The sequence below is a fragment of the Kribbella sp. NPDC005582 genome (assembly GCF_040605415.1).
Taxonomy (GTDB): domain Bacteria; phylum Actinomycetota; class Actinomycetes; order Propionibacteriales; family Kribbellaceae; genus Kribbella.
The window spans coordinates 521,335-545,822 of the sequence record NZ_JBEXCU010000005.1 but is presented as its reverse complement, the minus strand read 5'-3'; the positions used below and the strand labels follow the sequence as shown (position 1 = coordinate 545,822).

Sequence of the window (24,488 nt, the reverse complement as noted above, 5' to 3'; positions counted from 1 at the left end):
CGGAGTGATGCCGATCCACCGTGCCGCGCGCGAGTGCGGGCGACGGCGTACTGGCAGCTAACGGTCATGCCGGTGAGCCGTCGCGTCCTGTTCCTGCCGCTCGCCGCGGTGGCGGGCCGGCCGTGCCTAATCTGCAGTCGGAGACGGAAGCTAGGAGGAATCCGGTGGACGCATTGCTGCTGCCGATCGGCCATGATCTCGGCGCCCTGTACGGCGGTGACGGCGCCCCGCGTCGTCAGCAGGTGCGGGCGGGGATCGACGTGGCCGAGCTGGCCGAGGCGGAGTTCGCGGTCTGGATGCTTGCCCATGGCATCGATGATCGAGACCGGCCGACCCGGGCGTCGGTGCTCCGGAGCGCGGACCGGTTCGGGCTCGAGGCGCCGGCGGTGAACGCGATCGTCGAGCGGCTGCTCGAGGATCGGTTGCTGGTGTCGATCGATCCGGATGGGGGCGCCGCGGTCGAGTTCGCCGAGCGGCACCAGCTGATTCCGTTGCTGGCCGGGCTCGGGCCGGACGCCGAGCAGCCGGGGTTCTGTTCGATCGGTCTGCTGGGGCAGCCCGTCGTCCAGGTGTCGGCGCCCGTGTACGACGTGTGGACGTGGACACATCTCACGCCGCATCTGTGGGCCGGCTGTCATGACGCCGCGGAGGTCGCTCGGACAGCCGGCGTGATGAATGCGGAGGAAACCGATCCACGCCAAATTCTGAGCGGCATGCTCCGATCCGTGCACGGCCTGCTGTCGCTGCGGGCCGCTTACCTCGATCGGCGGACGACGTGATGACCGCGACCCCGCTCCCGGTCGGCCACTACGCCGGGCAGCGGCCGGGAGACGACGGGCGGCCGACGCATTCGGTCCGGATCGGCTGGAAGCTGCACAGGCTGTCCGACGATATGTTCGGGACCTGGCTCCTCGGTCACGGATCTGCCGAGACCGGGAAAGGTCCGTGGACGGCGAGCGATCTGATCGGCGCGGCCGAGGCCGCCGGGATCCCGGCGGTTCGCAGTCACCTGGCCGGCCTGCAGGAGCTCGGTCTGTTCATCGACGTCGCCCGGGCGCCAGAGGAGTTCGCGAAGAAGCATCGGATGGATGTGCAGTTCGTCGGGCTCGGCAACAGCCCGAACCATCCGGACCGGTTCGCCATCGGTCTGCCCGGGCTCGGCCCGGCGGCTGTGGTGGACCCGGAGACCTACGAGCTGTGGCAGTGGGGCTCGCTGGCCCCGACGCTGTGGCACAGCTGCCAGGTCCGCGCCTCCGTGCTCGCCGAGCTGGACCGGCCGGTCGAGCCGGCCGAGACACTCGCCGGCGTGCTCGGCGACCTGCGGTTTCTGTTGGCCCACGGGTGCGCGTACGTCGACGTTGCCGACGAGCAGTAGCGGACCTGGATCGGTGCGAAGATGACGGTGATGGCTGAGATCTCTGCTGAGTCGCTGGTGCTGCGGGCCGAGGGGCCGGTGGCCTCGGTGTACCTGGTGCCGCCGGTGGGTGAGCGGGCGCTGGGGGTGCTGAAGGTCTATCCGCGGGGGCTGGATCGGCGGACGTTCAATGCGGTGGAGGTTGAGCAGGCGAAGCTGGCTGGGTTGCGGGTGGCTTCTTCGGTACTGCTGGCTGAGGGCGTTGAGGAGCTGCCGGACGGGCGGACCGGGGTGCGGATGGAGTTTTGTCCGCAGTCGCTGGTGGAGCTGGCGGGTGGGCGTGGGTTGCCGATCGGGGATGTGGTGGTGCTGGGGCAGATCTTGGGGTCTGTGCTGGCGGAGGCGCATGAGAGTGGGCTGGTGCATGGTGGGGTGACGCCGGGGAATGTGCTGGAGCGGGCGAACGGGCAGCCGGCGTTGGCGGATTTCGGGATGGCGTTGCGGTTGCGGTTTCCGCGGGATCTGACGGGGGCGGCGGCGTACACGGCGCCGGAGGTGTTGCGGGACGGCGAGTTGTCGGAAGAGGCCGACGTTTATGGACTCGGCGCGGTGTTGTACCTGGCGTTGACCGGGCAGGCGCCGTTTCCGGCGCGGACCGGGGAGACGCCGGACGACGTCGTACTGCGGGTGTTGCGGGAGCCGGCGCCGGAGGTGTCGGGGCGGGATGTGCCGCCGGCGTTGACTGCGTTGGTACGGCGGATGCTCGCCAAGGACGCGGGGACGCGGCCGGATGCGGCGGCGGTGGTGCGGGAGTTCGAGACGTTGTTGCGCGGTACGGCGGATGCCGCGGACGAGCTGGATTTCGACGACTTCCAGGACGAGCTGGCGGCCGGGCGGAGCAGTGTGCCGGTGGCGATCGCGTCGGCGAAGGCGAAGCCGCGACGGAAGGCACCGAGGAAAGAGGTGCTGGTCGGGATCGTGGCGGCCGTGGCGCTGGCTGTCGCGGTGCCGATCTTGCTGCGACCGGGCAACGAAAATACGGCGACGGGGCAACCATCTGTACCGGCGGCACCGCCTGCCTCACAAGCGCCGCCGGCGACCGAGGCGCCGCTGATCAAACTCGAGCAACCGCAGGACAAGGGGACGACAGTGGTGCTGAAGTGGTCGTTCGGCAAGCCACTGACGTACGCCGTGTTCGTTGCGGAACAAGGCGCGAAGACGCCGCGATCGACGTACCGCGGGAGTGGGACCACCCTGACCGTGCAGGTGAGTCAGGGACTGAAGTACTGCTTCGAGGTTCAGGGCACCGATGGCCGCGAGGTCTTCTACAGCACGCCGCGCAGCATCCGGGGTGCCACGTGTAAGAGCTAGTGGACTGCTGTCTGGAACCACTCCCGCTTATTCTGTGAAGGTGAGGCGACCCTCGATGAAGCGCACGTCGGAAGGCCGGAAGGGACGCGCCGGGCTGGCTGCTGTCGTGGCCGGCTGCGTGGCCCTGACGAGCGTGGTCGTGCTGACCGGCGCCGGTGATCCGAACTCCGGGTTCAAGTTCACCCAGTCCGGTCACTGGGTCTACAACAGCGCGATCGGGCGGGTCTTCCACCTGGACAGCGCGACCCGGAAGATCGACGCCCAGGTCCCGTTGACGACCGGTACGCCGGGAGCTCAGGTCGTGCAGACCGACACCGACGCGTATGTGCTGTCGCAGTCGCGGATCGACAAGTTCGGCAAGTCCGATCTGACCGTGGCGGACCCGCTCGAGGCGCCGAAGGAACCGGCGATCGGGCTGGAGGCCGGCGGTGCCGCCTTCGCGATCTACCAGCAGGACGGCCGGGTGATTCGCCTCGGCAAGCACCCGGCGACGGCGTACCCGGGCAGTCGGCTCGGGGATCCGGCGGTGACGCCGGACGGCACGCTGTGGGTGCATCGAGTGGATCAGAACGACCTGTGTCTGCTGCCGCTGACCGCGGACCGGATGACGTGCCCGGCCACGATTCAGAAGGGGCACAAGGGTGCGCTGACCGCGATCGGCAGCAAGGCGGTGTTCGTCGACCTCACCGCCGACCGGGTGTACGACCTGACGTCGGACGGATTCGGTCAGCATGTAGATCTGAGCAACGACGTACCGGAGTCGGCGCTGGTCGCGGCGAACGACGTCGACGGGCGGCTCGCGGTAGTGGATCGCGAGCGGAGCGAGGTGCAGCTGATCGGGCTGCCGGCCAAGCCTGGGCAGAAGGCGGAACCACCGATCACCAAGCAGCTGCGGAAGGGCAACTACGACAAGGTCGCCTCGTCCGGGCACGGGCTCGCGCTGCTCGACCGGCAACAGTCCGATCTGGTCACCGTCGACCGCGACGGCACGGTGGACTACCAGAAGATCGAGCGCACGGACGAGAAGGATTCGGTCAAGCACTCGCCGAACCTGTTCCGCGGTGACGACTCGCAGGTCTACGTCCAGAGCGGTAAGGGCGACCGGGTGGTGGTCGTCGACGATCAGGGCCGCAGCGAGGCCGTGGAGATCGGCAGCGAGGACGACGGGACGCCTCACAAGCCCTCGACCCCGCCATCGACCCCGCCATCGACGCCGAAGTCGCCGCCGCCGTCGCACAAGCCCGAGCAACCGGAGAAGCCGGTCCCGCCGGTGCACACTCAGGACCCACCGGAGAAGAAGGATCCGCCGGAGCCCGAGGTACCGGAGAAGTCGGAGCCGCCGAAGAAGGAGAAGCCCAAGCCGCCGCCGGAGAGGCCCGCGGTCCAGGCCGGCGTCCCGGGGGTGCCGACCGGGGTGGGCGCAAAGTACGGGACCGACGGGCCGACTGTGTCGTGGCGAGCGGCCTCGGCGAACGGCGCCCCGGTGACGGCGTACGAGCTGTCCTGGACGGGCGGTTCGAAGACGGTCAGCGGGAGCACGCGGTCGACGCTGATCACTCAGCTCGCGGGCAAGAGCGGGTACTACGTGACGATCCGCGCGCGGAACCGCGTCGGCGTCGGACCCGCCGTACGGACCGGTCAGATCAAGAAGCAGTACGCCGAGGCCGAGTCGCCGCGGGAGATCGTGGTCGATGACGACGGCATCTCGGGACAGCTCACGCTCGCCTGGGACCGGCCGACGATGGGTGACGGGACGTTCGTGAAGTACACCGTCAGCATCGGGTCCGCGTCCGCCACCCCGCGGGTGTCGACCACGACCACCAAGGCGACGATCAAGGGCTTGAAGGACGGGACGAAGTACCTGTTCTACGTCCGGGCGATCACCAAGGCACCCAATGGCGACCTCTTGAGCGGCAAGTGGACGAGTCTGTCCGCCACGTCGGTGGACCACGAACAGCCCACCCCCCGCGTGGTCGCCTCGCGCGGCGCCGGCACCGAATACGGAGACACCTGCAAGCCGCCGAAGTGCGCGTTCATCCAGGTCCGGATCGAGAACCTGCGGCCGAACACCGCGTACGACATCGTGCCCTACGTCGACGGCAAGAAGTTCAACACCGGCGCGAGGCTGACGACCAACAGCGAGGGGCATCTGCTGGTCGACGACCGGTTCCCGTGCAACATGGTCGGTCACCAGGTGTATGTCCTGGTGACCGGACCGGGCGGGCCCTACAAGTCCAACACGTTCACCTGGAAGTCCGGGTAGGGCCGGGGTTGTCGCCGTGGAGCGGTGTCCTAGTTTTTGATGGCCAGGGCTGCGGCGATCAGGCGTTGGTAGTCGGTGAGGTCTTCGGGGTCGGGGTGGCGCCAGAGGGCGGCGGGGACCAGGCCGGGGGGCTGCAGGGTGAAGCCCTCGCCGAAGAGGGCGCGGATCTCGTCGTCGGTGCGCCAGCGGCCGCGGCCCAGCGAGCCTTGGAGGAGGTGCTGGAGCTCTTCGCTGCGGGGGTCGTTCTCGCTGCGGAAGTGGCTGATGAAGACGTGGCTGCCGGCAACGATCCGGTCGTGCCAGAAGCGGACCAGGCCGGCCGGGTCCTCGTCGTCGTTGACGTGGTGCAGGGTGGCGCTGAAGATGACGGCGACCGGCTCGGTGAAGTCGATCAAACGTTGTGTCTCAGGGTTCTCGACGATGGTTTTGGGCTCGCGGAGGTCGGCCTGGATGACGGCGGTGTTGTCGTTCTCGGCGAGGATGGCGCGGCCGTGGGCGAGCACGATCGGGTCGTTGTCGACGTAGACGACCTTGGCCTCGGGCGCGAACCGCTGGGCGACCTGGTGCACGTTGTCCGCGGTCGGCAGGCCACTACCGAGGTCGACGAACTGACGGATCCCGGCCGTCGTCACGAGCTCGCCGATCGCCCGGATCAGCGCGCCGCGGTTGTCGAGCGCGATCTGGTTCGACCCGGGCAGATCGTGGATGAACTTGTCCCCGAAGGCCCGGTCGACGGCGAAGTTGTCCTTACCGCCCAGGAGGTAGTCGTAGGTCCGGGCGATACTCGGCTTCGTGACGTCGAACCCAGGAAACCTCGCCTGCTCGTCTGCGTCGGCCATCGCGCGGTCCTTCCCCTCCGGTAGCGAGGGAACTACTCTATGCGATCCCAGCAGCCGCCAGTACGCCGCGTCTGTCGCCGCGGAGCGGTGTCCGTTTTACGCGATGCCGGCGGCTGCCAGGACGTCGTCGGGCAGGAGGGCGCGGAGTTCGTCGGTGGTGGGCATTCGGCCGAGGAGGCGGAGGCGCTGGGACTGGGCTTTGCGCATGCCTTCGACCAGGCGGCGGGCTTCGCGGGCGTTGCCGAAGTTGGGTCCGTCGGCGATCCGGTCGAAGTACGACGTCAGCGGCGCGCCGGCGGCCGGGTCGAGCAGGTAGTCGCCGCCGGCGACCATTCGGTCGGTGATCAGCAGCAGCTCCTCGGCGCTGTAGTTCTCGAACTCGATCGTCTTCGAGAACCGGGATGCCAGACCGGGGTTCGCGGCCAGGAAGTCGGTCATCTCGACGGTGTACCCGGCGACGATGATCGCGATCTCGTCGCGGCGGTCCTCCATCAACTTCACCAGTACGTCGATCGCCTCCTGACCGAAGTCGCCGCCGTTCCCGGCCGAGCGGGACAGCGTGTACGCCTCGTCGATGAACAGCACGCCGCCCAGCGATTTCTCGAACACCTGCGAGGTCTTCTCTGCGGTGTGCCCGATGTACTGCCCGACCAGGTCCCGCCGGGATACCTCGGTGAACCCGCCATCCGGCAGCACGCCGAGCGCCTTCAGCAGCTTTCCGTACAGCCGCGCCACGGTCGTCTTCCCGGTTCCCGGCGCCCCGGCGAAGATCAGGTGGTGGCTGACCGCGCCTACCGACAACCCCGCCGTACGGCGCCATTCGTTGACCTGGATCTCGTCGACCAGCGCGCGAACCTCCGCCTTCACCCCGGGCAACCCGACCATCGTGTCGAGGTCCTCCAACAGCTCGTCTATGGGACCGCTCGAGGTCGCGGTCAGCGGACTCGCCTCGATCACCTCGACCGTCGCACCGGCCGCGATCTGCAGCGCGGGTTCCGCCGTGTTCGACGGGCGCAAGCCCTCGATCGTCCCGCCGCATCCGGGTCCCACGGTGACCGCCGGTCCGCGGGTGTCGTGCACGTTGATGCGCCGGATCACCGGGTTGCTGCCGTGGGCGACGCCGATTCCCTCCGCGCCGGTGTTCGCGATCTCAAGGTCGATCAACGAAGGCCGGCTGTACTGATAGACGTAGACCCCGCGACCGCCGCACCCGCTGACCACACCGCCGGTGATCGTCGGATCCGCGCCCAGCGCAAAGACGATGCCGTCCCCGGACACCTCCCGTACGGCGGTCTCGGTGATCTCGCCGCCGACCCCCTCGACGATGATCCCGGTCGCCGCGCCGGTCACCGTGCACTGGTCGATTCGCAGCCCGGAACCCGCGTGCACGCTGACGGCCGGCCGCGATCGACCGGTGATCGTGCACTTCGTCAGACTGAGCGCCGTTCGCTCCGTCGACACCGCCACATTGTCGGCCGCGCGAACAACGAGGCCAGTCAGCGAAAGCGACCCGTCGACCGCCCGGATCGTCGGCCAGTCCGCGCCCGACCCGTCGATCACCACCTCCGCGCTGCCCTCGGCGCCCAGCGCGATCGAACGACCGGTCAGTTCGAGCGTCTCGGCGTACGTGCCGGCCGCGATCACAACCGTTGCGCCGTCCGGTGCGTCGAGCAGGGCTGCGCCGATCGTCGGGTAGGCGCCCGGACGATCGGCCGCGACGGTCAGGATGCGGGACATCAACTCGCCCGTTCCAGCAGCCAGCCGCGGTCGGCCGCCTTCATGCCGGCCTGGAAGCGGCTGCGCGCTCCGAGCCGATTCATGATCTGCGCGACCATCCGCCGTACGGTCCGCACCGAGATACCGAGCTGCGCCGCGGCCGCCTCGTCGGTGGCGCCAAGCGCCAGCAGGCGCAGCATTTCGCGCTCACGCAGCGACAGGTCGGTGTCGTCCGGAAGATCGTCGGCAGCCAGCGGTACGGCGTCCGGCCAGACCCGCTCGAACAGTTCGGCCACCGTGATCACCACGCTGGACAGCCGCAGTACGGCGACGCTCCCGTTGGCTGCATCCGCCGGCAGTACGGCGACCTGACCGTCGATCACCAGCGCGTTCATCGGGACCAGCGGCATCGTGCGAACCGCCGTACCGGCCATCGACATCGCCCCGAGGTGCCGGCACAGGTTCGGCGTCGTCCGGGCGGTGTCGGGGTAGATCGCGCGGTACCGGACGCCGTGCTTGACGTCCCGGGGCCCGAACGCCGGCCCGGCCGGCGTGAGGTTGCTCAGGGCAATGACCTCGTCCTTGGCGCCCGCCAGCAGTTCGGCGATCGCACCGTGGGCGGGAACCTGGTGGAAACCGGTCGGCCGGTTGATCAGCGTGACAGTCATGAGAAGGGGACCCCCAGAGGTAGCGTTGCGGCGGCGCCGGTGGCGTGCCGGCCGTTGAGTAGTTCGGGCTCGATGCCGAAGGATCGGGCCAGGCTGGTGAGGACGGACGTCGCGGAGTCGAGCGTGGCGGGATGCGCCGCGGCCAAGCGGAGGACGACGTCGTGACGGGTCGGGGTGGTGTTTTCGGCGGCCGCGGTCACGGTGATCCCGATGGTCTGCGCGGCGCCGGTTCCGGTGCCGAGCAGCGTGCCGACCAACGCTTCGAGTGTTGCCACAGGCAACGATGCCGAGCCGACCAACCGGATGGTTAGTTGCTGGACCGGTCCGCAAGCCCAGGCAGACCAGCGTTCCTGAAGCTGACCACGGCTGGCATTGGCGTGCGCGAGAGCACCGATCGACGCAAGCACATCGGCCTCGTCCAGGGCTAGGTACTCGACCTGCTCCCGGTCGAACCGGCGGACCAGCCGGCGCACGGTGTTGGCGATCACCTGCCGCAACTGCTCGTCGGTGGCGATGTCCGGCGTCCGCTCGGCGGCGACGGCGATCCAGGTCCGCGGCTTCTGGTTCTGCTTCAGACCGGCGTGCAGGATCAGTTGCAGTCCGACACCGACCGGCTGCTCGTCGGCCGCCTCGGCAAGCGAAGCCAACTGCGGCAACAACCGGTACGGCGCATCCGGTCCGAGCCGCAGCGCGACACTGATACCGGCCGGTCGGCTGAGTACGCCGTACGGCTGCTCTCGCACGGTCACGACATCGGTCGACGTCCGGCCGAGAAACGCGCTGACCAGGTTGATCGCCACGCTGTCGCCGAGGTCGATCCGGCGCCGCCGCAGTGCGAACAGCAGCAGCACACCGATCCACCGGTACAGCCACAGCCCGCGAACCCGAAGCGCCGTGAGCAGCACCAGCGACACCGCGGCCACCGACGTCAAAACCAGCACGGTCCGCGATCCCGTGGTCGCGGCGGCGACCAGAACCAGCGCAAGCTGCCAGCACACGATCTGCCCGACCCGGATCGCCCGGTCCGGCCGCTCGACCGCATCAACGACAATCTCCGGCGCCCCCGGTACGACGACCGCCGAGCGCGCCACCGGCCCCGATGCCGGGGCAACCGCGGGCGCCGCGGCCGGCGGCGCCTTCACCGAAGGCCGAGCCAGCGGAGCGCCGACAGCCGTCGCCTGCGGAGTCCGAGCAGCAGCAGGCGTGGCCTCCGCTTGCCGCTCGATCACCGGTGACAGGGCCGGTAGGTGCGCTGAGTGACCGTTCATGACACATACGATCCGGAGTGACGATGACATTTCGATGACACAGCGATCGGTGAGGGGTCCCCGTGCGGGTATTGGTGGTCGAGGACGACCCGGAGCTGCAGGTCGCCGTACCGGCCGCGCTCCGCTCCGCGGCGCTTGCGGTCGACCTGGCCGGTGACATCGCGAGCGCCGACGAGGCACTGTTCGTGAACGCGTACGACTGTGTGGTCTTCGACCGGATGCTGCCCGACGGCGACTCGATCCGGTACGTTCGCAGCCGTCGGCGGGACGGCTGGGCGGTCCCGGTGCTGTTCCTGACCGCGATGGACCAGCTGGCCGACCGGGTGGACGGCTTCGAGCACGGCGGTGACGACTACCTGGTCAAACCGTTCGCGGTCGAGGAGCTGATCGTCCGGGTGCTCAGCCTGAGCCGGCGCGGCCCGACCATCCGGCCGCCGATCCTGCGGTACGCCGACGTCGAGCTCGACACCGGTCGCCGCGAGGTCCGCCGAGCCGGAGTCCTGGTCACCCTGCGAGCGAAGGAGTTCTCCGTGCTGGAGTTCCTGATGAGCCGGCCCGAGCAGACCGTCTCCCGGACCGACCTGATCGAGCACTGCTGGGACTCCGCGGCCGACCCGATGTCGAACGTCGTCGATGTCACCATCACCCGGCTCCGCGCCCGCCTGCGCGGCGGTCCGGATCTCATCCAGGCCGTGCGTGGCCGCGGCTACCGGCTGATCGCCCCGTGAAGGGCCCCGCCGCCGACCGCCTCCGCCGCCTCCGCTGGTGGCTCACCGCGGTCTTCACGATCGCCAACACCGTCGGCCTGTTGATCCTGGCCCCGGTCGTCATCCGGCAGGACGCCGAGCGCGACGCCGCGGCGGTGGACGCCAAGCTGGGCATGGTCACCGCGCCGGTACTGCGGCTGGCCACCGGAAGCTCGAGCGGCACCACCAACGTGGCCGCGGTCGTCCAGGATCCGCTGTACCGGAGGTGTCCGGACTTCGCGCTCCTGTCCGGTGGAGCCGCTGGGGACACCCCTCCACCCCCGGCGGCACAAAGCATCCAGAACTGCACCCCCGTCGACCAGTCCGTACTCAACGAGGTGGCCGTTCGAGCGACCGTCGACGAGAAAGGCGTCGTGTTCGCCAACGTGAGAGCGAAGAACGGTCACCCGGTGCGGATCAAGGCGGAGGCCTACAGGTTCAGCGACAGCAACGAGCCCGGCGGCGCGGTGCTGGCCTGGGAGGACGTGCAGCCCCAGGCTGACTCACATCAGAAGCTGGTGTGGTGGGTGCTCGCCTTGTGTGCAGGCTTGATCGGCGCGGCCGCAGCGGGCAGCTACTGGTTGTCGGGGCGCGCGATTCGGCCGGCGATGGACGCCTTGGAGCAGCAGGAGACGTTGCTCGCGGAGACTGCGCACGACCTCCGTACGCCGGTGGCCGCACTACGTGCACTGGCGGAGACCGCCGTACGGGATCCGAACCAGCGCGCCGAGCTGCTGCCGCGTACGGTGCGACTGGCCGGGCGGATGGGCGACATCATCGACGGTCTGCTCGTGCGGGCACGACTCGCGGCCGGCGTTGAGCAGCTCGCCGTACAGCCGGTGTGGCTGGACCAACTGGTGGCCGGCGTGGTCGAGGACTTCCCGGCCGAGGGTGCGCGGATCTCACTGGTGACCGCGCCGAGCATGGTGCGTGCCGACCCGACGCTGCTGCAGCGAGCCGTCGGAAACCTTCTGGACAACGCACTTCGGCACGGCCGGCTGCCCGGCGCCGCCGAGGCGATCATCACCGTGACCGTTGCGGATGGGCGGATCACTGTGGCCGACCAAGGGCCTGGCATCTCCCCCGAGATCGGCGAGGACCTGTTCGATCGGTTCACCAGTGGCGGCGGATCGAGCGGGCTCGGGTTGTCGATCGTGCGCTGGGTCGCGCTGTCCCACGGCGGCGACCTCAAGGTCTACAACGGCGACGAAGGTGGCGCGATCTTCGAGTTCCAACTGCCGGCAGAACGGCAGTAACCGGACATCGAGACCGAGGTCGGACCGGAAACCGTTAGTCTCGGCGGGATGCTGACGGGAGACCGATGATGAGTGCGACGATTCCGCCGGGTGAGGCCTACCGCTTGGTCGCCGACAATCTGGGCCAGGTGATCCACGGCAAGCCGGAGGTGATCCGGCTGGCGCTGACGGCACTGTTCGCCGAGGGGCACCTGCTGATCGAGGACGTGCCGGGCCTGGGCAAGACCACGCTGGCACGGTGTATCGCCCGCAGCATCGACGCGACCTGGAACCGGATCCAGTTCACCCCGGACCTGCTCCCGGGTGACATCACCGGCGTCATGGTCTACCACCAGGGCAACGAGACCTTCGAGTTCCACCCGGGCGGCATCTTCGCCAACGTGGTGGTCGCCGACGAGATCAACCGCGGTACGCCGAAGACGCAGTCCGCGCTGCTCGAGGTGATGGCCGAGCGCCGGGTGACGGTCGACTCCACCACCCGCGCGGTGCCGGATCCGTTCCTGGTGATCGGCACCCAGAACCCGATCGAGATGGAAGGCACGTACCGGCTGCCGGAGGCACAGCTCGACCGGTTCCTGATGCGGATCGAGATCGGGTACCCCGACCATGACGCCGAGGTCCGGATTGTGCTCGGCGACACCGGCCGGATCGGCCCGGACTCGCTCAGCCCGGTGATCGACGTACCGGCGCTGCGGAACGCGATCGAGGCGGTCCGCTCGGTCCACGTCGACCCGGCGATCAGCTCGTACGCCGTCAAGCTGGCCGCCGCGACGCGCGAGCACACCGCGGTCCGGTACGGCGCCAGTCCGCGCGGCAGCATCGCGCTGGTTCGCGCGGCTCGGGCTTATGCGGCGACGGATGGACGGACGTTCACGACGCCGGACGACGTCAAGCAGGTCGCCCAACCGGTCCTCGCGCACCGCCTCGTCCTCACTCCGGATGCCGAGCTGAGCCAGCGTCCGCCGGCGTCGGTGGTCGACGAGGTCCTCGCCGCGACGCCGGCGCCGACCGCGGGTGTCAACGCAGGCTGACACTTCCAGGCGAACGGAAAGGCCGGCAGATGCAGCTCGCCCAGATCATCCGCCGCCGGACGGCGGCCACGAAGGACGGCCCGACCACCCGCGATCCCGTCACCATCACGCAGTGGCGTTCGCGTGCCGCGCTGGCCGGCGTGGTGGCAGTCTGCGTCGTCGCGACGACCCTTGCCGTGACCACGGCCGGCGCGAATTCGTCCGGCCAGAAGTTCCTCCAGTCCGGGCACCTGATCTACAACAGCACCGTGGGCGCCGTCTTCCACATCGACGGCGGAGCCAAGCAGACCGACGGCCTGGTCCCCGTCCCGGGACTCGCTCCAGGCACGCAGGCCGTACAGAGCGATACCGAAGGCTTCGTGCTGGCCCGCGGCAGCATCACGTCGTTCGAGAAGTCCACACTGCAGGTCGATGCACCGAAGGTCTCGCCGTCGGACGAAGTGCCGGTCGGTCTCGCGGCCGCCGGTGTCGCGTACGCCGTCTATCGCGCTGCCGGATCGATCGTTCGCCTCGGCCCGGTCGACCGGACGTTGTCCGACAACGGCGCTCTCGGCCAGTCGGCGGTGGCTCCGGACGGGACGTTGTGGGTGCATCGGCTGCTCACTCGCGAGCTGTGTTACTTGGCGGCCCAGGCCGATCAACTGACCTGCCCGGCCGAGCTGCCACGCGGCAACATCGGCTCGCTGACTGTGGTCGGCGACCAGGTCATGTTCGTCGACACGACCGCGAGCCAGCTTCGTACTGTTTCCGCTTCCGGGCTCGGCCGCCCGCAGAACGTTCCCGGTCTGGCGTTGTCGCCGCAGTCGATCGTCGCACCGAACGATGTCGACGGCCGGATCGCGATCGTGGAGCCGGACAAGTCGCGGCTGCATCTGGTCGATGCCGGGGCTGCCAACGGTCCGGTCGCGATCGAGAAACCCTTGCCGGCCGGCAAGTTCACCCAGATCGCTTCCTCCGGCCACAACCTCGCACTGGTCGACGAGGCGGGCACGAAACTCCTGACACTGGATGCCGATGGCAACCAAAAGGCGAATCGACCGATTCCGAAGCCGTCCGGGAAGGTCAAGCAGGCCAAGGACGATCGGCCGTTGCTCGTCCGCGGCGCCGACCAGCGCCTGTACGTCGACAGTGTGGGTGGCGAGCAGGCGCTGGTCGTGGATCGGGACGGCTCGGTCTCGCAGCCGATCCCGGTCTCGGGACCGACCAAGACGCCGACCGTCCCGGTCAAGCCGTCAACCACTCCGCCGCCCTCGACCACCAGCAAGCCGCCGGTGCCGGACCCGAGTGTGCCGCCGCGGTCGGATCCGAGCGTGCCGCCCCAGCGCACGACAAACCCCGGCGATCGGCCCACGCGCACACCACCACGCCAGGCCGACCCACCACGCCGTACCGAACCGACTCGCCGCCCGACAGATCCGCCGCGCACGACCCAGCCACCGACGCCGAAGCCGCCACCTCCTCTGGTGGCGACGCCCGCCGCCGCACCGCGTTCCCTCCGCGCGACCGGCGGCAACGGCCGAGTGACACTGACCTGGACCCGGCCCAGCCTGAACGGCGGCACGTTCGTGCGCTACAACGTCGTCCGCGTGAGCGACGGCGGGTCCAGTACGACGACGTCGACCCGCTACACGTCCACCGGCCTGCAGAACGGGACGCGGTACACGTTCCAGGTCCGCACGGTCACTCGCGACGCCAACGGCAAGACGCTGACCGGCGCGGCCGCGACGGTCTCCGCCTCGACCACGGCCGCCACTCCGACGATCCGCATCACCAAGGGCCCGCTGTACGACGGCGCGGATCCGTGTGACGACACGAGTTACTGCTACTTGATCCACATCGTCGCGCGCGGCTTCAAGCCGAACACGACGTACCGGTTCTATGGATACACGTCGAACTACGGCGAGCTGCACAACGACACCCTTACCACCAATTCGAGCGGGGCAGTGACCGTCAACAAGTTCTACAACGACGACAAGGGCGGCCAGGTCTGGGTGACCGCGGTCGGTCAGGGCAAGACCGTCGAGTCCAACCGAGTGACCTGGTAGGACGGCGATGAGACTGACTGGGCGTGGAATCGCCGTACTGCTGGGCTCGATCGTGCTGTTCGGACTGGGTGAACTGGCCGGGTATGCGCTGTTTCGAGCGCTGGCCGGGATCGGGTTCGGCGCGCTGCTCGCGGCCGTCGTACTGACGGTGCGGCAGCCGCAGGTTGCAGTCCACCGGGTGCTGACGCCGGATCGGGTCGAGCGTGGGCGACCGGCGCTGGCGACGCTGCGGGTGCGCAACGAGGGCACCCGCCGGCAGGCGTCGTTCTCGGCTCGGGACTCGGCCGGCTCGGCCTGGAAGGAGGTTCGGGTTCGCCAACTCGGCCCTGGGATCGAGGCGACGTACCGGTATGAGCTGCCGACCTCGCGTCGTGGCCGGATCGAGGTCGGGCCGCTGACTCTGGAACGCCGGGACCCGCTCGGTCTGACCCGCAACAGCAAGGCGACCGGTGAGGTCGGCACGCTGTGGGTGCATCCGCGTCGGCACCCGACCAAGACCGTCGTCGCCGGACGACCACGGCACCACCACGTCGGCCGGACGGCGGACGACTCGCTCCGCGGTTCGGCTGACCTGCGCGATGTCCGGCCGTACGTCGTCGGTGACGAGGTGCGCCACCTGCACTGGAAGGCGACCGCGCGGACCGGCCAACTGATGGTCCGCGACTACGCCGACCCGGACCAGCCACGGCTCACGGTCCTGCTCGACACCCGGACCGAACCGATGCCAGAGGCAACCTTCGAGGAGGCTGTCGAGGTGGCGGCGTCGATCCTGTTCGCCGCCTCCACCGCCGGGCACCGCTGCCGGTTCGTCACCACCGCCGGCGCCGACTTCGCCGCTCCGGGCGGCGCGGTGGCGTCGCGGATGTTCCTGGACGAGCTGTGCATCGTGCACCAACGCGACGAGAGGTCGCCGCTGGTCCCGCCCGTGCTCACCACCGGTACGTCGGCCGGCGGCGCGATCGTGGTCGTCACCGGCGCCCGCGGTTCCGCCGCCGACCTCGCTCCCCTGCTGACCCGCTATTCGTCAGTCACCGCCATCGGCCTCGGCCCCGCCCAAGGAGTAGCACCGATCCTCGGCGCGCAGGTAGTCCTAGCCGGAACAGCCCGCGAAGCCCTGACGCAATGGACAGGGGTCCTCCGATGAGCCCCGCCGGCACGCGGCGGGCTGTCGCGGCTTTGGCGGGGATCGTGCTCGGCGGACTTTGCTTTGTCCCGGTTTTCGGCCTGCGGCATCTCTGGCTTCCGGTTGGTTTGGTCTGCCTCGTCACCTTCATCGTCGCCGAGATTTGTCGGCGGCGACCTGGCCTGCTCAACTGGCGGCCACTGCTGGTCCTCGTGGCCGGTCTACTCGCCATCATCGAATCGGTGCTTCGAGCAACCACCTTGGCTGGTCTTCCGACCCTCTCGTCGCTCCGCGCGCTCGGTACCGGGCTCACCGCGTGGCGACTGACGCTCGAGTCGACCTGGCCGGCTCGGCCCGACCCGGAACTGCTGATCTTCGTTCCCCTGCTCGCGTTGGTGGCCTGCGTGCTCACCGTCGAGCTGCTGGACCGCGCGCCGCCGCTCGTCGCGCTGCTGCCCGCGCTCGGGGTCGTCGGCGTCAGCCAGCTGTACGTCGCCGCCGAAGGCCTGACCGCGGTCTTGATCGCGATCGGGTTCGGCCTGCTCGTGATCGCCGTCCTGATCCCCGACCACTTCGAGTACCGCCGACTCACCCCGTGGGCGACGACGGCCGCCGTCACGCTGGCGGCGATCGTCTGTGGGTTCGTCGTGAGCACGATCGATCCGCACGGGCGGACGCCGTACTCGCTGCAGCGGGTGCAGTCGGCGACCGCTCCGGCGAGCCGGCAGGCCAGTCCGCTCGACGAGCTTGCGCGTCGGCTCAGTCCGGACGCCCGGGACAAGGTGGTATTCAGGTACCAGACGTCCGAGCCTGTCGACCGCTGGCGGCTGGTCGCGCTGGACAGCTTCGACGGCGTCAACTGGACGACCGACCACCCGCTGCTGCGAATGGGCGCCCAACTCGCCCCAGGTCCCGAGGTACGGGTGAACACGATGCCGCGCCGCGCGTTGATTCGTCCGGACGAGGCCTTGGACGGGCCCTGGCTGCCAGGCCAGCTGCTGCCCGAGACCGTCGGCAACGCCACCGACCCGCAGGTGGAACCGATCGGGAGCACGCTGGTCGTGCCGGAACGACCCGACTACTACAACCTCACCTGGGCCGAACCAGAGATCGACGCGAACTACCTGACCAGGGCGGGTGTCGACAGCACCGCCCCCGGCGGACTGAACGACATGGGCCCGATCCCGCCCGAGATCGCCGACCGCAACCCGTTGGCCGGCAAGCGCGCCACGATGGAGACGGCGATCGCCCTGGAGAAGTACTTCCGGGACCGCTACAAGCTCGCGGACGACTCCGGCACACCGCCGACCGGCTACAGCTGGCCGCGGCTGAAGGAGTTCCTGGACAAGCCCGGGACCGTCGGCAGCAGCGAACAGTTCGCCGCCGCGTACGTCACTCTGGCCCGGCAGAACTCGATTCCGGCCCGGCTCGTGGTCGGTTTCCGGGCACCCGCGAAACCCGACGCGGCCGGCTGGTACACGGTGACCAACAAGGACGCCTACGCCTGGCCCGAGGTCGCGGTCGCCGGTGTCGGCTGGTGGCCGCTCGACCCGGCGGTCGGCGCGAAGACCGGCAGCTCGGACTCCTCCGGGTCGACGGCGTCGATCACCGAGCAGGCGCGCAAGTCCGTCCCGAAGATCCAGGAGATTCAGGATCCCGAGACGACGCCGCCGCCCGGCGACGAGACGGATGCGGCCAACTCCGGCGACTTCCAGCTCCCGCTGGCCACGGTGTTCGCGGGCTCGGCGGTGCTACTGCTGCTCTGGCTGCTCGGTGTACCGCTGCTCAAGCAGATGCGGGCGCTCCGGCGTCGCCGACGCGTGGGCAGTGCTGCGGTGGTCGGCGCCTGGGCCGAGGCCCGGGACCGCCTGCGCGCCCACGGCATCCCGGTGACGGCCGGGATGACGGTTCGGGATCTCGCGCACGCGGCCCGGGACCTCCCGGACACCGGTCCGGGAATCGCGACCATCGCGCACGCCGTCGATCACGCTCTTTGGTCAGGTGGCCCGACCACGCCAGACGTGGCCGGGCAGGCCTGGACCGGTGTCCACGCCGTCCGCCGGGCACTCCGCTCCCGGCCGTGGCTGGATCGGTTCCAGGCCGCACTCGAACTTCGCACCCTGCTTCCAGGGCCGCGTCAGAAATAGCTGTTGGAGTGACCTGGTCTGGCGGGCCGTGCCACCCTCAGAGATTGTTCAGCTGCGTTTGGGTTTGTCGTGGGCGGCTGGCCGGCGATCGTGCTGGGCCGCTGCCGCATCGGTGCTCCGTGGTGCCGGGCAGACGGGGCCGCGGGCCACCGGGCCGCCGCCGAGCCTTCGGCTCTTCCACTGTTTCTCGTCGTAGTCGTAGTAGGTGTCGACGCCTCCGACTGTCATCTGTGTCCTCCCGTCGCCCCCCGCTTGCGCTGCTGGCGAATTCAACACTCCGACACGGAGAGTCCGGACACAAGCGATTCCGGAAATCGACACCGAAGAACAAACTCGAACGCGGTCTTCTGTTCGTTTCGGCAGCAAATACGAGAGATTCAGCGGATCAGAACGATCGCTACCGAATGCCCCGGCAGTTTGACCGCGTCGCCGAGCAGCTCCGGCGTACCGAAGGACAGCAGCGAATACGACGCCCCTTCCACCGGTACGACGGCCTCCGCCGCGGCGAGGTTGACCGCGATCCGCAGGTCGCCGCGGCTGACCACCAGCCACTCCGGACCCTCGACGACACTCACCGAGCCGAGGCTGTCGTCCTTCAGCTCCGGCGTCCGGGCCCGCAGCGCCAGCAGGTCGCGGTACCAGGTCAGCAGCTCGCGATGTGGCGACTCGTCCACCTCGGACCAGTTCAGGACCGAGCTGCGCCAGGTGGCCGGATCCTGTGGGTCCGGGATCTCCTCGGCGTCCCAGCCGAAGGCCGCGAACTCCTGCCGCCGGCCGGTCCGGACGGCCTCCGCCAGCTGCGGCTCCTCGTGGTCGGTGAAGTAGCGCCACGGCGTGGACGCACCCCACTCCTCCCCCATGAACAACATCGGCGTGTACGGCGATGTGAGCACCAGCGCGGCCCCGATCGCGTACTGACCCGGTGTCAGTGCGGGCCGATCACCGAGCGCCCGGTTGCCGATCTGGTCGTGGTCGGACGTGTAGGCGAGGAACTGGCCGCCGCGATGCCGGGCCGGGTCGACCGGACGCCCCCAGTCCTTCCCACGGAAGGACGAATAGGCGCCGTCATGCAGGAACACCTGCGTCAGCACCTTCGCGAACACGCCGGGCTCGGCGAAGTCGGCGTAGTACCCGGCGCTCTCACCGGTCAGCAGCGCGTGCAGCCCATGGTGGAAGTCGTCGTTCCACTGCGCGGTCATCCCCCGGCCGCCTTCGGAGACCGGGTCCACCATCTGTGGGTCGTTCAGATCGGACTCCGCTACCAGTCCGAGCGGCCGGCCGAGCTCCTCGGACAGACTGGCGGTTTCGGTCGACAGCTGCGCCAGCAGGTGCGTCGGACTCTCGTCCAGCAACGCATGTACCGCGTCGAGCCGCAGTGCATCGATGTGGAAGTCACGGAACCACCGAAGCGCGTTGTCACAGATGAACCGGCGAACTTCGTTGCTGCCCGTGTCGTCGAGATTGACCGCCGGGCCCCACGGCGTGGTGTGGCGATCGGTGAAGTACGGACCGAACGAGTCAAGGTAGTTCCCGCTCGGTCCGAGGTGGTTGTAGACCACGTCCAGACAGACGGCCAGTCCGACCTCGTGACAGCGATTCACGAACGCCTGCAGCGCTTCCGGACCGCCGTACGGCTCGTGGACGGCGTACAGGTCGACACCGTCGTAGCCCCAGCCGTGGCGGCCGGGGAACGCGGCCACTGGCATCAGCGAGACGACCTCGACACCGAGCAGCACCAGGTAGTCCAGGTGCTCGGTTGCCGCGGCCAGCGTGCCCTCGGGAGTAAAGGTGCCGATGTGGAGCTCGTAGAAGACCGCTCCGCGCACATCACGCCCGGACCACTCGCTGTCCGTCCACTGGAAGCGGTCTGCGTCGAAGACTCGGCTGAAGCCGTGGACACCGTCGGGCTGCCAAGGGCTGCGTGGATCCGGCAGAGGCTCACTAGCGTCGACCGAGAACGCGTAGTCCGTGCCGTGGTGTGCTTCGACCACCTCACGCGACCACCAGCCGTCGCCGCCGGAGTGCATCGGCAGTACGCCGTCTCGCAGAACCAGGTCGACGCTGGAGGTTGCCTCCGGCGCCCAAACGGTGAAGGTGTGCAAGTGCTCAGCTCCTCACGAGCAGCGCTACCGGGAGATCCTCCAGCAGCTCCTGAATCCGAGCTGCTCCGTTACCCACGTCTCGTCCGGTCAACACGTTCTTCCACTGCCCACTCGGCAGTACGACGGTGCTGTCGCCCCAACCGCCCAGCCGGTGCAGAGCGGCCGGCAGCCGGGTGGCGATGGTGATGACCTCGTCGCCACGAGCGAACGCGACCGCGTGCCCGTTCGACGTGGGCAGTGGGGTGTAACCACCGGCAAACGCCTCCGGGTACTGCCGCCGCAGTCGCAGCGCCCGTGCGGTCACGAGCAGCTTCTCGTCGGACAGGTCCTCCGGCTTGGCGCCCTCGTCCAACCTGCGCAACCGCTCGATCCGGTGCTCGTAGTCGACCGGGCGCCGGTTGTCCGGGTCGACCAGCGACAGGTCCACCAGCTCGGTGCCCTGGTACACATCCGGTACGCCGGGCATCGTCAGCTGCACGAGCTTCTGGCCGAGCGTCGCCGCGCGGACAAACTCGGTCTGCTTCGCCGCAAAGCGCCGTACGGACTCGAGCACTGCATCATCGGTGAGGACCGCGGTCGCGAAGTCTGCGACGGCCTGCTCGTACTCTTCGTCGTTCTCGGTCCAGGTGGTGTGCCGTTTGGCTTCGCGGATCGCCTTCTGCAGATAGGCCTGCATACGGTCGACCGCGATCGGTCCGTTGTCCCACGTGCCGAAGAGGGTCTGCCAGAACAGGTACTCAGTGCTCCCGTCGAGCAGCGGACTGCGGTGGTCCTCGGACAGCCGCCGCCACTCCCGCACGGCCTCGGCCCACGCGGCAGGCTGCTCGGACAGCACACCCAGCCGCGCCCGCACGTCCTCGGAACGCTTGGTGTCATGGGTGGACAGCGTCGTCATGGTCCGCGGCCAGCGCCGGTTCAGCTGCGCGGAGAACGCGTGGAACTCCTCCGGCGTCACTCCGAAGTGCTCCGGATCACCACCGACCTCGTTGAGCGACGAGAGCCGGAACCAGCGGTAGAACGCGGTGTCCTCGACGCCCTTGGCCATCACCGGACCACAGGTCTGCTGGAACCGCACGATCAGCTCATGACGTGCATGCTCGTCGATCCGGCTCGCCGTACCGGTCTCGCGACCGAGCAGCAGGTCGAGCACGACCTCCAGCGTCTCCTGCCGATCCTCGTCCAGATGCTCGCGCGCCTTGGCCGCAACGCGTTCCAGCGCCCGTACGGCGGTCCGCGCCGGCTGCTCCCCCGGTACGACGTACGCGCGGTAGATGTCGAAGTGGACGAGCAGCTCGGCCACAACCTCGTGGAACGCCCGCCGGGTGTGATCACGCAGTCTGACGTCGTCCTGGCAGATGCGAGCCAGCAACTCGACCAGGCGGTGCACCTCGGCGTACTGGCCGTGTTTGACGATCTCTCGCTTCGCCTCAGTCACTACCGGGGTGAAGTCGGCCGGCTCACCGGTGAGCTCGGAGTGCAGTGCAGCAAGGGGCGCTGCGCCGGCTGGGTCGACGAACAGGCCGCCCACGCGCAGCAGCGCGTCATAACCAGTCGTGCCCGCGCAGGGCCAGTCCGGCGGCAACTCCTCATCACCTTCGAGGATCTTCTCCACCACAACCCACGCACCACCGGTCCGCTCGGCCAGCCGGCGCAGGTAGCCGCGCGGGTCAGCCAGACCGTCCGGGTGGTCGATGCGGAAGCCGTTCAGCTTCCCGGACTGCAGGAGCTCAAAGAGCAAGGCATGCGTGGCTTCGAAGACGTCCTGCGTCTCCACCCGGACCGCAGCCAGCGTGTCCACGTCGAAGAAGCGCCGATAGTTCAGCTCTTCGTCCGCGACTCGCCAGTGCGCCAGCCGGTACCACTGCTCGGTCACCAGTTCAGCGATCGGCAGGTGCTCGGTCCCCGGCCGCAGCGGGAACTCGTGGTCGTAGTACCGCAGTACGTCGCCATCGACCGAGAGCTCGTCGTCGGCGAGCACCTTGCCCAATCGCTGCCCCAGCACCGCCATCAGCAGCGGCTGGTTCCCCGAACCCCAGTCCACGTCGAACCACTCCGCGTACGGCGAACCCGGGCCGTCCCGCAGCACCGACCACAGCGCCTTGTTCAGCCGAGCCGGCGTCGGAACGGCGACGTGGTTCGGGACCACATCGGCGATCGCGCCCATCCGGTGCTCGGCGAGCCGGGCCGAGAGCCGCTCGAACGCCGGCCGACCACCCATCTCTTCCGACAACCGGCTGTGGTCGACGACGTCGTACCCATGGGTGGAGCCGGGTGCCGCCTGCAGGATCGGCGACAGGTACGCGTGCGAGATCCCGAGGCTGCTCAGGTACGGGACCATCTCGGCCGCGTCCTCGAACCCGAACTCGGCCCGCAACTGGAACCGGTAGGTCGCTTGGGGGATCCCGCTCATCCGTCGGTCCGTCGCGGCCGGGTCAGCACCAGCATGCCGTGGTCCTCGAGACGGATCGTGCTGCCGGCCGGATGCTCACCCTCCTCGGCGCGGCCGGTCGGCCGGACCGTGTCCACCACCACCGACCAGGTCTCGCCGTACTCGGCACCGGGCAGCAGGAACTCCTCCGGCTCGTGGTTGCTGTTCAGCAGGATCAGGAACGAGTCGTCGACCACCGGCTCGCCGCGCGGATCCGGCTCGGAGATCGCGTCCCCGTTGAGGAAGACGGCCACCGCCCGGGCGTCGTCGCGGCTCCAGTCACCGTCCTGCATCTCCTTGCCCTCCGGCGTGAACCAGACCAGGTCGCCGAGCCCGTCGACGCCCTGGTCGCCGTGGAAGAACCGGCGGCGCCGGAAGACCGGGTGCTCGTTGCGCAGCCGGACCAGGTCGCCGGTGAACTCCAGCAGGTCCTGCTGCTCCTCGTCGAGGTCCCAGTTCACCCAGGCCAGCTCGTTGTCCTGGCAGTAGACGTTGTTGTTGCCGCTCTGGGACCGGCCCAGCTCGTCGCCGTGCGCGAGCATCGGAACGCCCTGCGAGATCAGCAACGTGGTGAGGAAGTTGCGCTGCTGCTTGGCCCGCAACTTGCGCACGCCGGGATCGTCGGTCGGCCCCTCGGCGCCACAGTTCCAGGAGCGGTTGTGGCCCTCGCCGTCGGCGCCACCCTCACCGTTCGCCTCGTTGTGCTTCTCGTTGTACGAGACCAGGTCGCGCAGGGTGAAACCGTCGTGCGCGGTGATGAAGTTGATACTCGCCAGCGGTCGCCGGCTGTCGTCGCGGTACAGGTCCGACGAACCGGTCAGCCGCGAGCCGAACTCGGCCAGCGTGTACTTCTCACCCCGCCAGAAGTCGCGGACGGTGTCGCGGTACTTGCCGTTCCACTCCGTCCACAGCGGCGGGAAGTTGCCCACCTGATAACCACCGTCGCCGACGTCCCACGGCTCGGCGATCAACTTCACCTGACTCACCACCGGATCCTGCTGCACCAGATCGAAGAACGCGGACAGCCGGTCGACCTCGTGGAACTGACGCGCCAGCGTCGAGGCCAGGTCGAACCGGAACCCGTCCACATGCATCTCGGTCACCCAGTACCGCAGCGAGTCCATGATCAGCTGCAGCACGTGCGGGTGGCGCATCAACAGGCTGTTACCGGTGCCGGTGGTGTCGTAGTAGTGCGACTTGTCCTCGTCCACCAGCCGGTAGTACGCCGCGTTGTCGATGCCCTTGAACGACAGGGTCGGGCCCATCTCATTGCCCTCGGCGGTGTGGTTGTAAACGACGTCGAGGATCACTTCGATGTTCGCCTCGTGCAGCGCCTGCACCATCGTCTTGAACTCGGTCACCTGCTGACCGCGGCTGCCGAGCGACGAGTAGGCGTTGTGCGGAGCGAAGAAGCCGATCGTGTTGTAACCCCAGTAGTTGGTCAGCCCGCGCTCCTGCAGGTGCCCGTCCTGGGCGAACTGGTGCACCGGCATCAGCTCGATCGCGGTCACCCCGAGCTGCTTGAGGTGCTCGATCAGCGCCGGGTGCCCGATCCCGGCGTACGTGCCGCGGATCTCCTCCGGCAGCCCCGGGTGGGTCTTGGTCAGACCCTTCACGTGCGCCTCGTAGATCACGGTCTCGTGGTACGCGTGCCCCGGCGGGCGGTCGTTGCCCCAGTCGAAGAACGGGTTCGTCACCACCGAGAGCATCGTGTGCTCCCGGTTGTCCATCGTGTTCAGCTCACCGGGGTTGCCGAACCGGTAGCTGAACAGCGACTCGTCGCCGTCGACCTGCCCGTCGATCGCCTTCGCGTACGGGTCCAGCAACAGCTTCGACGGGTTGCACCGATGCCCCTCGGCCGGGTTGAACGGGCCGTGCACGCGGAAGCCGTACCGCTGGCCCGGCTGCACCGCCGGCAGGTACGCGTGGTGGACGAACCCGTCCACCTCGGTCAGCTGCACCAGCTGCTCGGAGCCGTCGTCACCGATCAGCGCCAGATCAACGCGTTCGGCCACCTCCGAGAACAGCGCGAAGTTGGTCCCGGAGCCGTCGTACGTGGCTCCGAGGGGATAAGGACGACCAGGCCATTTCTGCACCTAGAGACAGTAGCCACCCCCGGCCTGCTTACACG

General features: G+C 68.9%; 18 protein-coding genes. 10 read left to right on the top strand and 8 right to left on the bottom strand.

Translation table 11 applies throughout. The features are described from left to right. Positions 1 to 164: 164 nt before the first annotated feature. The 4 genes from ABZS29_RS28960 to ABZS29_RS28945 are packed head-to-tail and all read left to right on the top strand — an operon-like array spanning position 165 to position 4,988. A complete protein-coding gene (locus tag ABZS29_RS28960; RefSeq protein WP_355466475.1) occupies positions 165 to 779 on the top strand; it encodes a hypothetical protein in 615 nt (204 codons plus the stop codon). After that, positions 779 to 1,375 carry a hypothetical protein gene (locus tag ABZS29_RS28955; RefSeq protein WP_355466474.1) on the top strand — a complete coding sequence of 199 codons (597 nt, stop codon included), beginning with the start codon at positions 779 to 781 and terminating at the stop codon, positions 1,373 to 1,375. The genes ABZS29_RS28960 and ABZS29_RS28955 overlap by 1 nt, the downstream gene beginning before the upstream one ends. Positions 1,376 to 1,405: 30 nt before the next feature. Continuing rightward, a complete protein-coding gene (locus ABZS29_RS28950; RefSeq protein ID WP_355466472.1) occupies positions 1,406 to 2,725 on the top strand; it encodes a protein kinase in 1,320 nt (439 codons plus the stop codon). A 55-nt stretch (positions 2,726 to 2,780) separates the two neighbouring features. Next, a complete protein-coding gene (locus ABZS29_RS28945; protein WP_355466470.1) occupies positions 2,781 to 4,988 on the top strand; it encodes a fibronectin type III domain-containing protein in 2,208 nt (735 codons plus the stop codon). Between the two features lie 29 nt (positions 4,989 to 5,017). Here the strand turns inward: ABZS29_RS28945 and ABZS29_RS28940 are convergent, their stop codons facing one another. The 4 genes from ABZS29_RS28940 to ABZS29_RS28925 form a co-directional block, all read right to left on the bottom strand. Next, positions 5,018 to 5,827 (bottom strand): SAM-dependent methyltransferase, encoded by an 810-nt coding sequence (locus ABZS29_RS28940; RefSeq protein WP_355466468.1) that lies wholly within the window; start codon positions 5,825 to 5,827, stop codon positions 5,018 to 5,020. Positions 5,828 to 5,923: 96 nt separating this feature from the next. Further along, the gene (locus tag ABZS29_RS28935) at positions 5,924 to 7,564 is read right to left on the bottom strand and encodes an AAA family ATPase (RefSeq protein ID WP_355466466.1); all 1,641 of its coding nucleotides are present in this window, start codon (positions 7,562 to 7,564) and stop codon (positions 5,924 to 5,926) included. Continuing rightward, complete coding sequence (locus ABZS29_RS28930) at positions 7,564 to 8,211, bottom strand: helix-turn-helix transcriptional regulator (protein WP_355466464.1); 648 nt, start codon at positions 8,209 to 8,211, stop codon at positions 7,564 to 7,566. The genes ABZS29_RS28935 and ABZS29_RS28930 overlap by 1 nt, the downstream gene beginning before the upstream one ends. Next, positions 8,208 to 9,479 (bottom strand): hypothetical protein, encoded by a 1,272-nt coding sequence (locus ABZS29_RS28925; protein ID WP_355466462.1) that lies wholly within the window; start codon positions 9,477 to 9,479, stop codon positions 8,208 to 8,210. Before ABZS29_RS28925 ends, ABZS29_RS28930 begins: the two co-directional genes overlap by 4 nt. Before the next feature lie 62 nt (positions 9,480 to 9,541). On the opposite strand from ABZS29_RS28925, the gene ABZS29_RS28920 reads away from it, so the two are divergent. The 6 genes from ABZS29_RS28920 to ABZS29_RS28895 all read left to right on the top strand — a co-directional run bounded on the left by ABZS29_RS28920 (position 9,542) and on the right by ABZS29_RS28895 (position 17,827). After that, on the top strand, positions 9,542 to 10,207 hold the full coding sequence (locus ABZS29_RS28920; RefSeq protein ID WP_355466460.1) for a response regulator transcription factor: 666 nt from the start codon (positions 9,542 to 9,544) through the stop codon (positions 10,205 to 10,207). Then, complete coding sequence (locus ABZS29_RS28915) at positions 10,204 to 11,481, top strand: HAMP domain-containing sensor histidine kinase (protein WP_355466458.1); 1,278 nt, start codon at positions 10,204 to 10,206, stop codon at positions 11,479 to 11,481. Before ABZS29_RS28920 ends, ABZS29_RS28915 begins: the two co-directional genes overlap by 4 nt. Before the next feature lie 68 nt (positions 11,482 to 11,549). Beyond that, positions 11,550 to 12,512, top strand: a complete 963-nt coding sequence (locus ABZS29_RS28910) for a MoxR family ATPase (RefSeq protein ID WP_355466456.1) — start codon at positions 11,550 to 11,552, stop codon at positions 12,510 to 12,512. Positions 12,513 to 12,541: 29 nt separating this feature from the next. Beyond that, positions 12,542 to 14,557 carry a fibronectin type III domain-containing protein gene (locus tag ABZS29_RS28905; protein WP_355466455.1) on the top strand — a complete coding sequence of 672 codons (2,016 nt, stop codon included), beginning with the start codon at positions 12,542 to 12,544 and terminating at the stop codon, positions 14,555 to 14,557. Positions 14,558 to 14,564: 7 nt separating this feature from the next. Further along, entirely contained in the window at positions 14,565 to 15,701 is a 1,137-nt protein-coding gene (locus tag ABZS29_RS28900; RefSeq protein WP_355466453.1) for a DUF58 domain-containing protein, read from the top strand. After that, positions 15,698 to 17,827, top strand: coding sequence for a DUF3488 and transglutaminase-like domain-containing protein (locus tag ABZS29_RS28895; RefSeq protein WP_355466451.1), 2,130 nt, complete (start codon positions 15,698 to 15,700; stop codon positions 17,825 to 17,827). Before ABZS29_RS28900 ends, ABZS29_RS28895 begins: the two co-directional genes overlap by 4 nt. Before the next feature lie 48 nt (positions 17,828 to 17,875). On the opposite strand, the gene ABZS29_RS28890 is transcribed toward ABZS29_RS28895, so the two are convergent. The 4 genes from ABZS29_RS28890 to glgX all read right to left on the bottom strand — a co-directional run bounded on the left by ABZS29_RS28890 (position 17,876) and on the right by glgX (position 24,453). After that, positions 17,876 to 18,055 (bottom strand): hypothetical protein, encoded by a 180-nt coding sequence (locus ABZS29_RS28890; RefSeq protein ID WP_355466449.1) that lies wholly within the window; start codon positions 18,053 to 18,055, stop codon positions 17,876 to 17,878. A 149-nt stretch (positions 18,056 to 18,204) separates the two neighbouring features. Then, positions 18,205 to 19,929: a malto-oligosyltrehalose trehalohydrolase gene (treZ, locus tag ABZS29_RS28885; RefSeq protein ID WP_355466447.1), complete on the bottom strand. Its 1,725-nt coding sequence runs from the start codon at positions 19,927 to 19,929 to the stop codon at positions 18,205 to 18,207. A gap of 4 nt (positions 19,930 to 19,933) precedes the next feature. Then, positions 19,934 to 22,339 (bottom strand): malto-oligosyltrehalose synthase, encoded by a 2,406-nt coding sequence (gene treY, locus ABZS29_RS28880; protein ID WP_355466445.1) that lies wholly within the window; start codon positions 22,337 to 22,339, stop codon positions 19,934 to 19,936. Next, positions 22,336 to 24,453, bottom strand: coding sequence for a glycogen debranching protein GlgX (gene glgX / locus ABZS29_RS28875; RefSeq protein WP_355466443.1), 2,118 nt, complete (start codon positions 24,451 to 24,453; stop codon positions 22,336 to 22,338). The genes treY and glgX overlap by 4 nt, the downstream gene beginning before the upstream one ends. Between the last annotated feature and the right edge of the window lie 35 nt (positions 24,454 to 24,488).